The organism is Agrobacterium sp. CMT1, assembly GCF_037203725.1.
In the GTDB taxonomy this organism is placed as follows: Bacteria; Pseudomonadota; Alphaproteobacteria; order Rhizobiales; family Rhizobiaceae; genus Agrobacterium; species Agrobacterium pusense.
In genome coordinates this window covers 242,676-256,555 of the sequence record NZ_JBBCAR010000002.1, presented here as the reverse complement: position 1 = coordinate 256,555, position 13,880 = coordinate 242,676, and the positions used below count along the sequence as shown (strand labels likewise).

Annotated in this window: 13 protein-coding genes; 1 reads left to right on the top strand and 12 read right to left on the bottom strand. The window is 58.5% G+C overall.

Translation table 11 applies throughout. The annotated features are described in order from the left end of the window. Nucleotides 1–37 precede the first annotated feature (37 nt). The 9 genes from WA845_RS03900 to WA845_RS03860 all read right to left on the bottom strand — a co-directional run bounded on the left by WA845_RS03900 (nucleotide 38) and on the right by WA845_RS03860 (nucleotide 10,218). A complete protein-coding gene (locus WA845_RS03900) occupies nucleotides 38–1,132 on the bottom strand; it encodes a DUF1513 domain-containing protein (protein ID WP_112556166.1) in 1,095 nt (364 codons plus the stop codon). A 4-nt stretch (nucleotides 1,133–1,136) separates the two neighbouring features. After that, nucleotides 1,137–2,258: an imelysin family protein gene (locus WA845_RS03895; RefSeq protein ID WP_112555997.1), complete on the bottom strand. Its 1,122-nt coding sequence runs from the start codon at nucleotides 2,256–2,258 to the stop codon at nucleotides 1,137–1,139. Next, a complete protein-coding gene (locus WA845_RS03890; protein WP_112556164.1) occupies nucleotides 2,258–3,781 on the bottom strand; it encodes a di-heme oxidoredictase family protein in 1,524 nt (507 codons plus the stop codon). The genes WA845_RS03895 and WA845_RS03890 overlap by 1 nt, the downstream gene beginning before the upstream one ends. Nucleotides 3,782–3,842: 61 nt before the next feature. Further along, nucleotides 3,843–5,120 (bottom strand): imelysin family protein, encoded by a 1,278-nt coding sequence (locus WA845_RS03885; protein WP_112555995.1) that lies wholly within the window; start codon nucleotides 5,118–5,120, stop codon nucleotides 3,843–3,845. Nucleotides 5,121–5,274: 154 nt separating this feature from the next. After that, entirely contained in the window at nucleotides 5,275–6,564 is a 1,290-nt protein-coding gene (locus tag WA845_RS03880; RefSeq protein ID WP_112555993.1) for an RsmB/NOP family class I SAM-dependent RNA methyltransferase, read from the bottom strand. Nucleotides 6,565–6,625: 61 nt separating this feature from the next. Then, entirely contained in the window at nucleotides 6,626–6,991 is a 366-nt protein-coding gene (locus WA845_RS03875; RefSeq protein WP_004439454.1) for a septal ring lytic transglycosylase RlpA family protein, read from the bottom strand. Nucleotides 6,992–7,419: 428 nt separating this feature from the next. After that, nucleotides 7,420–8,292 (bottom strand): NAD-dependent epimerase/dehydratase family protein, encoded by an 873-nt coding sequence (locus WA845_RS03870; RefSeq protein ID WP_112555991.1) that lies wholly within the window; start codon nucleotides 8,290–8,292, stop codon nucleotides 7,420–7,422. 3 nt (nucleotides 8,293–8,295) lie between these two features. Beyond that, complete coding sequence (gene queG, locus WA845_RS03865; RefSeq protein WP_112556162.1) at nucleotides 8,296–9,447, bottom strand: tRNA epoxyqueuosine(34) reductase QueG; 1,152 nt, start codon at nucleotides 9,445–9,447, stop codon at nucleotides 8,296–8,298. 78 nt (nucleotides 9,448–9,525) lie between these two features. After that, entirely contained in the window at nucleotides 9,526–10,218 is a 693-nt protein-coding gene (locus WA845_RS03860) for a glutathione S-transferase family protein (protein WP_006699702.1), read from the bottom strand. A 158-nt stretch (nucleotides 10,219–10,376) separates the two neighbouring features. Here WA845_RS03860 and WA845_RS03855 point away from each other — a divergent pair, with 158 nt between their 5' ends. Beyond that, the gene (locus tag WA845_RS03855; protein WP_037089424.1) at nucleotides 10,377–11,183 is read left to right on the top strand and encodes an undecaprenyl-diphosphate phosphatase; all 807 of its coding nucleotides are present in this window, start codon (nucleotides 10,377–10,379) and stop codon (nucleotides 11,181–11,183) included. 576 nt (nucleotides 11,184–11,759) lie between these two features. On the opposite strand, the gene WA845_RS03850 is transcribed toward WA845_RS03855, so the two are convergent. From WA845_RS03850 to pyrF, 3 genes are all read right to left on the bottom strand, one after another. Next, nucleotides 11,760–12,740, bottom strand: a complete 981-nt coding sequence (locus WA845_RS03850) for a complex I NDUFA9 subunit family protein (protein ID WP_037089422.1) — start codon at nucleotides 12,738–12,740, stop codon at nucleotides 11,760–11,762. Nucleotides 12,741–12,860: 120 nt separating this feature from the next. Further along, on the bottom strand, nucleotides 12,861–13,148 hold the full coding sequence (locus WA845_RS03845) for a DUF1330 domain-containing protein (RefSeq protein ID WP_004439466.1): 288 nt from the start codon (nucleotides 13,146–13,148) through the stop codon (nucleotides 12,861–12,863). 20 nt (nucleotides 13,149–13,168) lie between these two features. Beyond that, entirely contained in the window at nucleotides 13,169–13,876 is a 708-nt protein-coding gene (pyrF, locus tag WA845_RS03840; RefSeq protein ID WP_004439469.1) for an orotidine-5'-phosphate decarboxylase, read from the bottom strand. Between the last annotated feature and the right edge of the window lie 4 nt (nucleotides 13,877–13,880).

Here is a 13,880-nt window from a genome sequence, read left to right as displayed (position 1 = left end):
GCCGGTTGGGCTTTTGTTCCCCTGTTTTTTCAATATTTTAGCCGGATAGCCGCACGATGTGCTGGTCCCATGCCACATCGCTGCGCCGGGTTCCGAAAAACCCCTGATAGGACGAAACCGCGATGCCTCTTAAGGCGGGCGCAACACCTGCCGCGTCCCGCACTGTCGTCTCGGAAACCAGACGCCCGGTTTTTGCATCCAGCGTCACGGCGGCGTTGCCGTTGGGCGAGGTCAGGCCAACCAGCTGATCGCGCCGGTTGACGGCGATGGCACCCACATAATTGGCAAGGCGGACCGTTGTTTCTTCCGGTAGATCCACAAAGGTTACATCCTCACCCCTAGAGAAATGGCCGACAAGTGGCGGAAGATCGTTGCGCGGTCCTTCATACTGGCAGGCGAACCAGATGCGTCCGTCATCCCCGATATCGACATGACGTGTGGATAGCTTCCGCAGTCCGTTCGGCATCGTGTGTTTCTGAATCAAAAGGCCGGTTGCGGCGTCCAGCAGCACGAGAGAAGGTTGCATCCTGTCGACGTTGAGCTTGGTGCGGCCGAAATCCGGATGGGTTTCGATACCACCATTTGCGATGATGATCGTTCGCCCGTCGTCGCTCACCGTCATGTCATGCGTGCCGACGCCATGCGCGTCGTATTCGCCGATGCGTATGAAGCCGTTTCTGGCGTCATAGAGCCCGATAACGCCACGATTGCCGTCGAAGTCGTTTTCGCTGGCATAGAGGATCGACCCATCTGGCGAAAACTGTCCATGACCGTAGAAATGGCGGTTTTCCGGCGTGTGCATCACGATCGGTTCGCGATGCCCCACGGGGTCGAAGGCCATAAAGAATGTCCCCGGCCGGCGGGCAAAGGCCACGGTCATGCCGGTCGCGTGGCTCGTCGCCATTCCATGGGCACGGGCAGGAAGCGTGACGCGGTCGATGATCTCGCCGCGCTCGCTCACCGTCGCAATGCCGTAGGACCCGTCACGGGCGCGGAAGGCAGACGCAAAGACCGCATCTGTCCGCTCAAGCGCATAAAGTGAACGGGGAGCCAAGGCGGTGAGGAAGGAAACTCCCGCCGCTTTGATGAAGCTGCGCCGATCTATCAGTGTCCGCCTGGTGCCGGAGATCATCGGCTCAATCCCCATCGGCGAAAGAGAAGCCGGAACTGAGGCCAATCGCGCCGCCATATTGATCGTTTAACCGGTAGATAAGGTCTTTGCCGTTCAGCAGAAGATAATCCACCTTCGCGCGCTGATCGTCCTGATCCAGCGCCTTTTGCACATCTGCATCGATCGTCCCGGCCACGCGGATCATCGATTTGGCGATGAAGTCGATGGAATTTACGATGGAGCGTTGGTCGGGGGGGACGAGTTCGGCCATATCGGCGGTATGCAGCAGTGTCTGAATGGCCTTGATGTTTGTGGAGATGCTTCTCCATGTAAGGCCAGACCGCCAGTAAATGGCGGTGCGGGGAAACGTCGCCTTGTCCGGCCCCTTGTAAAAGGTCTCGATCCGCTGGTCGCGGATCGCCTCGGCGCCGTGCACCAGAATGCCGAGCAGGGCAACCAGCGCCTCTCGTTCGTCGCGGAAGACGGGGTTATCAGGCCCCGGCTGCGTCCAGTTTTTCTGTGCGCCATCGGCCGCGTTCCAGCTATCGGAAAGCTCTGCCGCGACGTCGGCGATATTGCCGGCAATGGCGGCTCCGAAACGGCAGCGGAAATCGCCCTTCTTATCAAGAAGTTCGTTCGCGCCGGTGCCGTAGAGAATGAATTCCAGGGCGCCCAGCCCCTGTGCGGCAACGCTCTTGCCACTCAGGCCTTCAGCGGTGGTAACGCTTTCATCCTTGTCGGAAAGGTAACGCTGAACCTGTTTCAGCCCGAGCCCCTTCTTGTCGGGATAATAAAGGACGCGCTCGAAACGGTTCTGTTCGATGACAGGGCCGACACGCACGATCTCGATGGTCGACCAGCTTGAGACCGCATCGGCAAAGGCGTCCTTCGCCGTCTTCTCCGTCGTAGCAGAAGGCGCCGCGCAGAAAGCCTTCATGCTGTCCTCCAGCGTCTCTGCCGAGCGTCGGAAGTGGTCGTAGCCGGGTCGGATGAAGCCGTTCACTGCCTTTTCCATGACGCCGCGCACCTGTGCGGGGTCGAGCGGTGGCGGCGGCATCAGTTCCACATCCTGGGCCATGGCCGGATGTGTGGTCAAAAGCATCAGTACGGATATGAGGCCGGAGATTTTTCGCATGGCTTTTTTCATTAAAGAGACTCCAGAAAGGCCAGCAAAGCCTGCCGGTCGGATTTTTTCAAGACGGCAAAGGCGTCGCGCGCTTTCTGACCTTCGCCGCCATGCCATAATATCGCTTCCGTCAGGCTGCGCGCGCGCCCGTCATGCAGGTAAAAACCATTGCCATTCACGCGTTCTGTCAGACCTATGCCCCAGAGAGGCTGGGTCCGCCAGTGTCGTCCGCTTGCTTCGCCCACCTGTTGGCCATCGGCAAGCTCCTCTCCCATGTCATGCAGCAGAAAATCGGAATAGGGCCAGATAAGCTGAAATGCATGCATCGGATCGGCGGCATCGCGTCGGGTGACGAATTTGGGGGTGTGGCAGGCCGTGCAGCCTGATGCGTAAAAGAGTTGCTTGCCCCGCAGCACCATCGGCTCACCGACATCACGCCGTTGCGGCACGGCGAGGTTTTCAGTGTAGAAGGTCACGAGATCGAGAATCTGATCCGGCGCCTCCACTGGCCCGAGCCGCGGTTGCACGCCCGTTGGCATGGCGAGACATTTTTTCTGCCTGTCGGTACAGTCGCCATAGGCATTCGGCGCATCCGGTGTGGAGATGCCGATATCGTGGGAGAAAGCGCTTGCGCTCTGGTCGCGTACGCTCGCGTTCTGAGCTTTCCAACCAAACCTCCCGAGTTTCGTTTCGCCGGTGCGATGATCCTTGACCCAAGCGGGACGCCCTTGAATGCCGTCCCCATTCTTGTCGTCCGGATCGGCGTTGGCCAGAATATCGGTGTCGCTGATAGCTTCTATCAAGCCAAGCCCAAGGGTCGGCATGGCAATGCGTGCTGACAGCGAAGTATCGGCGCTGAGCGGGCCATATTTCAACTCTGCCACGGCATAATCAGGCTGGCGCAACGTCACCATCTCGCCATCCGCCAGGGACACTCGCTTTTCCGTATAGGTGATGACAGCCTTGCCCTCGGCCTCAAGGCCGGGAATGGCAAGATTCTGAAGCTGCCGTCCATAAGTGTCGTCAGGAAAGTTCAACACTTCATGGCGCGCGATCGCCGTCCGTTCCGCCTCGTCTCGAGCCGGCCTTGCCAGCCGTAGAAACAGGGAGACGGCGTCTTCGCCGGCAAGAGGCGGACGGCCCCTGCCATCCTTTACATGGCACGTCTGGCAGGATCGGGCGTTGAAGAGCGGCCCCAAACCGTCTGAAGCCTGCGTGGAAGAAGGAGAAGAGACCCACAATTTCTGAAACAGCGCGTTGCCGAGCTTAAAATCCTGCCTCCGCTTCGGGGGCATGGTGGCTGAAGGATGGGAAAACGCGTTGCTGTCAGTTCTGTTGGTATTGGTCGACGCCCCGCCAGACATGGCCTCGAAAGGCTCCGGGTCGGTAAAATCGATCGCCGGAGCGGTTACGGCAAGAACGCGGTTTCTGTCATTTTCCGTCAGATCGTCACGCAAGGATGCGGCAAGCGTCGCCGTCGCCAAAAGACAGGCTGCCCCGGCGAATAAGAACGGCCTACGGATCGGCGACAGAGACATTTCCATGAAAGTCAAACGCGTGCGGGGAGGAACGGGCCGCAGTCTCCCTGCGGCCCGTTTTTGCCGTTTATTTGAAAACGGCGTTCGGATTATCGAGGCTGTCGGATCCTTCGAGGTCAATCTTGCCGAGATCGAGTGCAGCAATGACGCGTTCGACCGACTTCGTCTGGTCGAGGAGGCCATCGATGGCGGCCTGAACCACGGCGTTGCCTTCCTTGTTGCCCTCGCCGATCATTTGATCGTAGGCCTCGACCGTCTGAGCGCGCTTTTCCATCGCGTGCATGGCATTGAGCGTCTTGTCCAGCTTCGCCAGCATCTCGTCGTTCAACGCCTTGTCTTTGGCGCCGACCAGTTCCGAGAGCGACGCGCCAGTCATCTTCGTTCCGTCCACACGGGTATAGTCGCCGGTATAGGCCGAGGCGATGCCGATCGCGTCGTTGAGATGCGAATTATAGGTATTGTCGGAGAAGCAATCATGCTCCTCTTCCGGATCGTGCAGCAAAAGGCCAAGTTTCATGCGTTCGCCGGCCAATTCACCATAGGAGAGCGAGCCCATGCCGGTGAGAATGGCGGTGAGGCCTGCCTTCGGATCGCCTTCCAGCGTTTTGGTTGCTTCGCCTTCCGGCGCCCAGGCGTCGACCATCTCCTGCAGATCCTTGATCAGCAGGGTGGAGGCGGATTTCAGGTAATCGGCGCGACGGTCGCAATTGCCGTTCGTGCATTTCGCCTTGTCGTAATCGGTGTAAGGGCGGTTGCCTGCGCCCGGCCCGGTGCCGTTCAGATCCTGGCCCCAGAGCAGGAATTCGATGGCGTGGTAACCGGTCGTCACATTGGCTTCGACATCGCCCGCCTCGTGCAGGCTTTCGATGAGTTCCGGGGTGATCTTGGAGGCGTCGACCTCTTCACCACTGATCTTGATCTTCGGGTTGGCGATGATATTCGCAACATAAAGCTCGTTTTCATCGCTTTCCGTACCATAGGCATCGTCGACGTAGTCGATCAGGCCTTCGTCCAGCGGCCAGGCGTTCACCTTGCCTTCCCAATCGTCAACGATCGGGTTGCCGAAACGATAGACTTCCGACTGTTGATAGGGAACACGTGCCTTGATCCAGGCTTCCCGCGCGGCCTTTAACGTTTCTTCGCTCGGTGTGGCGATCAATGCGTCGACGGCCTTATCCAGCGCCTTCGCTGTGATCAGCGAATCCTCGTATTTCACATGTGCGACATCGGCATAGTGCTTGACAACAGCGGCCGCGTCGGTGGCAGCCTTTGCAGGAACCGCGGTGAAAGCCGCCGATGCGGCAAGAAGCGCGAAAGAAGCGCTGAGAATGGTTTTGCGGATCATGATCCCTCTCCTTGAGCAGGCATGAAATAACTTCACGCTGCGGCAAGCGAGTTCTGACCCAATCACAAACTTGTGTCAAACATTCTAGTTTAGAATGCTTTGAAACAAGCCTGTGCTGTATTTCCCAGGTAAAATCCCTGGATGCAAAATGCTTTTATGCTCTGCGTTTCATCAGGCAGAAGAAGAAACCGTCCGTATCTGTGGTTGCAGGCGTGAGCGTCACTGTCTTGCCGTCGGAAGAATGCGGTTTGTTGGCATTGCTGCCGAAAGTCGTTTGCCACCGCTCCAACGCCGAACCAATGGCAAAATCTGGATTTTGCTCGCAGAAACGACGGACCTGCTGTTCGTTTTCTTCGGGAAGCACCGAACAGGTTACATAGAGCAGCTCTCCGCCCGGGCGCACGAATCCCTTGGCCTGCGAAAGTGCCTCGCCCTGCTGTTGCACGCGCTCTTCCAGATTGCGCGCGGTCAGCCGCCATTTGGTGTCGGGGCGCCGCCGCCATGTTCCGGTTCCGGTGCAGGGGGCATCGACGAGAACGCGGTCGAATTTTTCCTGAAACGGCGTGAGGCCCGATGGACGGTCATGAACCTGCACATTACGCGTGCCAGCCCGCTTCAGCCGTTCGATGATCGGCGCGAGGCGCTTGCGGTCGGCGTCGAAGGCGTGGACCTGACCCTTGTTGTTCATGCTGGCAGCCATGGCCAGCGTCTTGCCGCCGCCGCCTGCGCAATAATCGAGGATCTGATCACCCTCATGCGCGCCGGCGAGATCGGCGACGATCTGCGACCCCTCGTCCTGCACTTCGAACCAGCCCTTCTGAAAGGAGAGTTCGGCGGTGACGTTCGGCAGGCGGGATGGGCCTTCGCCTGCGGCAATGCGAACACCCTGACGGGCGATGTGCGTGGCCTCCGCGCCGCTTTCCTCAAGAACCTTCAAAACCTTTTCACGGGTCGCCTTCAAGGTGTTGGCACGCAGATCGAGAGTAGGGCGCTCATTGAGCGCCTGAGCCTCAGTCAGCCAGCGCTCCCCGAATGCGGTCTCGAAGGAAGACTGCACCCAATCGGGAATGTCGCCCTGAACATGGGCCGGCGCCTCGGCAAGGGAACGGGAGAGAAATGCCTGCTGTCTTTCAGCGTCCGGTGCGGCAGGCGCGAATTTGTCACCATCGAATTCCGCTGCCAGTTCCGTGAAGCTCTTGCCCCATTGACGCAACAGAACAGCGTAGCCGAGTGAGGTGGCGCTGTCGTCATCCATCAGCCAGGCGTGCGACAGTTTCATGCGCAACGCATCATAGACGATGTTGCCGATCGCGGCCCTGTCGCCCGACCCGGCGAAACGATGGGCAAGGCCCCAGTCCTTCAGAGCATCGGCGACGGGACGCCTGCGTCCCTCAATATCCGCCAATACTTCGATTGCTCCGGCCAAACGCCCGCCTAATCGCATTGTCTACCTCGTTTTCCTGATAAGTCCGGTTGGTAGACGCGAATGGCGGCGAGGGCAAGGCTCAATCGGCTTTGACGACCTCGTAGCAGACCTTGGCAGTGCCGGAGTTGATCATGCCGATGTTTTTGGCCGCAGCCTTGGAAAGATCGAGAACGCGACCCTTGATAAATGGCCCGCGGTCATTGATGCGAACGACAACGGCCTTGCCGTTGCGCGCGTTGGTAACCTTGACCTTGGTGCCGAACCGCAGGGAGCGGTGGGCGGCGGTCAGGTTGGCGGCGTTCATACGCTCGCCAGAAGCAGTCTTGGAGGTCAACGCATACCACGATGCGCCTCCACAACCATTTGCCGCATTCGCCTGAAGAGGCGCGATGATAGAACAGGCGGCGATAGTTGCAGCGGTGAAAGTTATACGACGGATATTCAAAACAGTGCTTCCCTGAAAATCGGCCCCGCGCCGATTGATTGTGCCCTTGCTAAACGGCCATGAACTGGCCTGAACGCCTTTTGATGCGAGATTGTAGGGCGAGGGAAAAATGGCGAAAAAAAGCTGATCTCAAATCACGAACTGTTACAGACTGTAACATTCGTGATCATAGGCCGGAAGCTGCCATTGCCGCGCCCGTTTGAAGAAGCGGAAAAAATAACGCAGAATCAATGCTCAATGGGAATGCTGTTGCAAGTCACGGCTTCGTGAATCCACTTCACGAAATGTGAGTGAAATATTTTTCTAATGACTACGATTTTAGTCATTTCGGCTTGGTTAATAAAATCCTAATTGGCTGAAATAAGACGAAAACCATCCGCAAAAGCGGGATTGGAAGGATTTTTCATCGCTTTTGGAGATGGCATTTTTCAGCCTCGCCAGAGGCCGTTTTCCCATAATTGTCGAAGCGAGACCCTGTACTCCGGGAAGCGAAAATCGAAGCCCAGATCGCGAATTCTGGCGTTGGAAACGCGCTTGTTCTCGCCATAAAAAGAGCGCGCCATCGGTGTTAGATCGGCAGTTTCAAAGGCCTGTTCGGGTGGTGGTTCCACTCCCATCAGCGCTGCGGCGAAGCTTACCACATCCTGCGGGGGGCAGGGTTCATCATCGGTCACGTTGAAGATGCCGCCTTCGTGTTTCTGTGCCAGGAAGGCAACCGCCGCGCCGATATCCTCCACGCGGATGCGATTGAATACCTGGTCCTTCTTCACCAGCCGCCGCGCCGTTCCCTTCTCGAAATTCATGAAGGCATTGCGCCCCGGGCCATAAATTCCGGATAGACGCAGGATGGAAAGCGTCGCGTCGGCGTCGCGGGCCGCTTCAGTCCATGCGGCCTCAGCCGCTACCCGCTCCACAGAACGTGGGGAAACGGGGCGGCAGGGTGTTGTCTCGTCCACCCAAGCGCCGCCGTGGTCGCCATAAACACCCACGGTAGAAAGATAAGCGATCCATGCCAGATTGGGCAGGAGCTTTTTCAAGTCGCCGCCCAGAAGCGGAAGGAGAGGATCGCCATCCTTGCCCGGCGCGACGGATTGTATGAGATGCGTGACATTGTCCATTGCAGCGACGAGCTCATCATTGAGCTGGACGCCGTCAAAGAGCAAGGGCGTCATGTGTGCGCTGGCGAGGCCAGAGAGTTTGTCCTGACTGCGCGTGGTGCCGGAGATCCCTGCTGCTTGGGATTTCAGCGCGTTGGCAATGGCTTTCCCCGAATAACCCGCGCCAAAAATCATCACATGCATGGTTCACGCCTCTGCCAATTGCCATTCCATTTCTGCCTCCGGATCAGTCTCCGGTGCGCGCGTGGCAGAGTATGTACGGAATTCCTGTCTGTCCATAAGCTGCGATAAAGCCCATGCGGCCATGCCGCGTACCTCCGGCGAAGGGTCCGTTTCGGCAAGAGCCTTGCATCGTTCCACGAACTGCCGGTTTCCGGAGTTGCCGGCCGCAATCAGCACATTGCGGATAAATCGGCTACGGCCGATGCGTTTGACGGGAGAGCCACTGAAAAAGCTGCGGAAGGCAGCATCATCCAATGTCAGGAGGAAATCGATAGACGGATCTTTCAGATCATCGCGCGCCTGCAATTTCATTTCCGAGGCGCTGGCCGCGAACTTGTTCCATGGGCAGGCCGCGAGGCAATCGTCACAGCCGTAGATGCGATTGCCCATCATCGGCCGGAACTCATGCGGAATTGGCCCCTTGTGCTCGATGGTGAGATAGGAGATGCAGCGACGGGCGTCGAGTTGATAGGGGGCGGGAAAGGCCGCCGTTGGACAGGCATCAAGACAGGCCCGGCAGGAGCCGCAATGATCCTTCTCGGCCTCATCGAGACAGAGATCAGCGGTGGTGAACATGCTGCCGAGGAACAGCCAGGAACCATGGCTGCGGCTGACGAGGTTCGTGTGTTTGCCCTGCCAGCCAAGACCGGCGGCGGCGGCGAGCGGTTTTTCCATCACCGGGGCGGTGTCGACGAAGACCTTCACATCCTCGCCGGCGCGTGCGGCGAAGCGCGTGGCGATTTCCTTCAGCCGCCCCTTGATGACGTCGTGGTAATCGCGATTGCGGGCATAGACCGAAATGGCTGCCTTGTCCGGTTTCGAGAGCAGATTGCGCGGGTCTTCGTCGGGACCATAATTGAGGCCGAACATGACGATGGAGCGTACATCGCTCCACAGCGTTTTCGGCTCCGCCCGCCGGGCCTCGGTTTCTTCCATCCACGCCATCGTGCCGTGATAACCTTTGCCGAGAAATTCTCTCAGCCGTTCCGGTGCGAGCGGAATGCTGTCCGGCGCTGTGACGCGACATAGATCGAAGCCAAGCGAAAGGGCTTCGTGACGAATGAAATCCGTCAGTTTGCGCGCGCGTATCCGCTGCTTCTCGTCGGCAACGTCGATGGTAGTCTCTCCTGCGGGTTGTTGCGCGTCATATATAGGCGCAGTCCCGGGCCGCAGCAAACAACCGAAAGGCTGAACTTAAAAGTCCAGATCGGCATAATGGGAGGAGGGGGCGAGGCGTGGAATACGCTCGCTCAGGAACGGCCGGAAGGACGGACGGGATTTCACCCGCTGGTACCATTCCTTGGCGATGGGTGCCTCGAGCCAGTTGATCTCGCCGAGATAATCCAGAACCGAAACCGCGGCTGCGGCGGCAAGATCGGCATAGCTCAGCCGATCACCCGCCAGCCATGTGCGCGAACCGGCCAGCCATTCCAGATACTTTATGTGCTGGCGGATATTGTTGCGGGCTGTGCGCAGCAATTTGGAATCCGGCGGGCCGCCGCCTTGCGCGGTCGTCATCTGCAATTTGTAAACACGCTCCCGTACCAGCGGCCGGGTCACGTCATTTTCCATCTTCTGCAGAAACCATTCCGTCAGGCGGCGAATTTCCGCCCGCTGAAACGGGTCTTCCGCCAGAAGACGCCTGTCACGCTTCAAAACCCCATGGGTTTCATCGAGAAATTCCGCAAGCACGTAAGGCCCGCTGAGGGAGCGCATATTGTCGTCGAGATAGACCGGCAGGGTGCCGGCCGGATTGAGCGCCAGAAACTCCCGCCGTCTTTCCCACGGTTGCTCCTCCACGAGATCGGTCTGGAACCCGTATTCCGCAAGGATCAGACGAACGAACCGGGATGCGGTCGACATCGGAGAGTGATAGAGAGTTGGCATCGGTACTCAATTTTTACGATTGGTTGTCATGATCGGCATCTGCCGGAAAACTTTTCAGTTTCGCTTCATCAAGACGCTATAAGAGCTTGGCTACTTTAAAACAAGTTTAACGCAATTGCCTTCCATTGCCACTTCCCCCCTGAAAAGAAGGATTCCCCATGGGTGACCAATCGATCATCAGCGCGCTTCTGCTGGGTATCATCGAGGGTCTGACGGAGTTCATTCCCGTTTCCTCAACGGCGCATGTGCTGCTGGCCGGGCACTTCCTCGGCTTCAAATCACCCGGCAACACCTTTGCGGTTCTCATCCAGCTCGGTGCGATTCTTGCGATACTTCTTGTTTATTTCCAAAAGCTTGTATCGATTGCGCTCGCTCTGCCGACAAGCGCGAAAGCGCGCCGCTTCGTGCTGGCCGTCGCTCTCGCCTTCCTGCCGGCGGCCATCATCGGCGCCTTGGCGCATGACTTCATCAAGACTGTGCTGTTTGAAACGCCCATGCTCATCTGCGTGGTGCTGATCATCGGCGGGGTCATTTTGCTTGCCGTCGACCGCATGCCGCTGAATCCGAAATATACCGACATCATGGATTATCCGCCGTCGCTTGCATTCAAGATCGGCCTCTTCCAGTGCCTCGCGATGATTCCCGGCACATCGCGTTCCGGTGCCACGATCGTCGGCTCGTTGCTGATGGGCACGGACAAGCGCTCCGCCGCCGAATTTTCGTTCTTCCTGGCGATGCCGACCATGCTCGGCGCGTTCACGCTCGATCTTTACAAGAACCGCGATGCCCTGAGTTTCGATGACGGCGCTCTGATCGCCGTCGGCTTCATCGCCGCTTTCGTCTCGGGCCTTTTTGTCGTTCGCTCGCTCCTGGATTTCGTCTCGCGACGGGGCTTCGCGCCCTTCGCCTGGTGGCGCATCGCCATCGGGTCGCTGGGACTTATCGCGCTTCTGGTCCTGGGCTGAGGCTTTAATTTATATGGTCTGAAAAAGAAAAAGCGCCCCGGAAAACCGGCGGCGCTTTTTTTAAACTTCTAAAGGCTGGTCAGTTGGTGCTGATCGAAGCCGTCGCGCAGGGGTCCACGCCATAAGCCGGAGCACAACCGCTCTTACCCGCTGCAACCGTGCCCGGTGCCATGAATGAACCCGCCAGAACCACCAAAGCCGCACACGCAAAAAAGAGTGCGATAGATCTGCCCATTTTATGATTGCCTTTCAGACGTTCGTTCGCGCGGATCGTGCCGCCGTGTGTGAATTGAGGGTTCGGGATATGTTTGGAATGTGGCGAATATCAATAAAGCAGCTTGTTGAATACCGGGTTAATGCGAAGTCTTTTCCACAGTTGCGCTTGTGCCACGCTTGCCTGCGGAGACCTTTCCGCCGTTAACCTTTTCCAGCGGCTCGCCAGCTCCGATATTGATGTCGTCTCCTTCCCGTTATCGAAGGAGAAATGCACCGAAAGCGGTTTGGTTGCGATGAAGAATGCACAAAAAAGCGGGAACAAGTCCCGCCTTTCAAGTAGGTGCTGCATGGCGGCAGAACTCAGGCCGCCTTGCCCGCATTCGAGAACTGGCCGTGCGGGCGATATTGCACCATGTAGGACGGCAGAACAGACGCAACACGAACGGGCGTAATGCCGATGCCTTCCAGCGTCAGGCCGTTTTTTTCCGCCTCGGCGGAAACGACGTTGTCCTTTTTCAGCATGGTTACCTGATCGGATGTCAGCGGTGGCGTGATCAGCGGCACCATTGAAGCAACCTTGCCGATCATCGAGGCAACGCCGAAAGGCAGATTGACGAACGGACGTTCGCGATAGGTGGCGGCAAGAACGGCCTCAAGACAGTCGCGGAACGTCATCACATCCTGGCCGCCGAGCTCATAGATGGCGCCGGGTTTCAGCTTGCCGTCAACGCTACGGGCGACGGCCTCCGCGACATCCTCGACATAAACCGGCTGGAACCTGGTTTTTCCGCCACCGATCAACGGCAGGAAGGGCATGCCGCGGGCCATCTTCGCGAACTTGTTGAAGAAATCATCTTCCGGTCCGAAGATGATCGAAGGACGCAGGATAACGGCGGCGGGCAGAACAGAATGGATAGCAGCTTCGGCGCGGCCCTTGGTGCGGCCGTAACCCGTGGACGAACCGGCTTCCGCGCCGATGGCGGAAATATGCGTCAGCGTGGCGCCGGCATCGCGGGCGGCCTCGGCGATGGCTTTCGCGCCGAATTCCTGCACGGCGTCAAAGGTGTTGCGGCCACTTTCGGTCAGGATGCCGACGCAATTGACCACATGATCCGCATCTTCCACGGCTTTGACGACGGAATCGCGGTAACGCAGGTTGGCCTGCGCAAAGGAAATCTGGCCGACATTGCCAAGCGGCTGCAAAAAGCCGGCGAGATCGGGTCGGCGCACGGCGACACGAATGCGATAACCGCGCTTGGCGAGCAGTCTCACCACATGCCGCCCGACAAAACCCGAACCGCCGAATACGGTGACGAGGGGTGGAAGGTTGGCCAAGGTCATGGGAGGCTCCTCAGAAGCTGTCGATAAAGCGTTTTTCAGTCTCTTAGCCCAAAGCCGCGCGCACGGGAAGAGATGTTCTCGCCGGGGAGAGGCGGGTTTGGGACATAGGGTTGACGACCGTCAAATTCCCTCGACGATCACCATTTCCGCATCCGCGACTTCCTGGCGGATTTTGGCGGCTGCCTGGTATTCGGGGGAATTATAGCAATCGATGGCGTGTTGCACCGAAGGAAACTCGATGACGACGTTGCGCGCCCGTGCCTTGCCCTCAAGCTCGGTCAAAGCACCGCCACGAGCGAGGAAATTCGCACCGAACCGCTCGAAGGCGGGTTTTGCCGTTGAGACGTAGTCCTTGTAACGCTCGCTGTCGCGAACATCGACGCGGGCGATCCAATATCCCTTCGCCATTTCATCTCCTCCTGTCGTCATTATTGATTGGCTGGAAAGCTGGCGCGCAGCATGTCATCGAGAATGGCGCGGGCCGCCGCTTTCGGATCTTCCGCCCTGACGATCGGTCGGGCGACAACCAGATGGCTCGAACCCGCCTTGATGGCGTCGTAAGGCGTCATCACCCGTTTCTGATCGCCGAGATCGGCGCCCGCGGGGCGAATGCCGGGGGTAACGACCGCAAGATCGGGGCCGAGGATTTCGCGCACGGCGGTCGATTCTTCCGCCGAGCAGACGATGCCGCCCATGCCCGCCTCGCGCGCCTGTTCCGCGCGGCGCAGCACCAGCGAACGGGCATCCGCGGCGTAACCGGCTTCGGCCAGATCGCTGTCATCCATCGACGTCAGCACCGTGACACCGAGCAGGCAGAGGCCGGAACCTTCCGCCGCCTTGACGGCAGCACGCATGGCTTTGGGATATGCATGCAGCGTCAGCATCGACATGCCCATCCGGGCGATGTTTTCGACACCGGAGGCGACGGTGTTGTCGATATCGAGCAGCTTCATGTCGAGGAAGACCTTCTTGCCGCTTTGGACAAGGTCGCGCGCGAATTCCAGACCGCCGGCGAAGACGAGCTGATAACCGATCTTGTAGAAAAGAACCTCGTCGCCGATTTTTGAAACGATGTCTTCGGCCTGCTGCACAGTCGGAACATCGAGCCCGACGATGAGTTTTTCGCGCGCGGTCATTGTC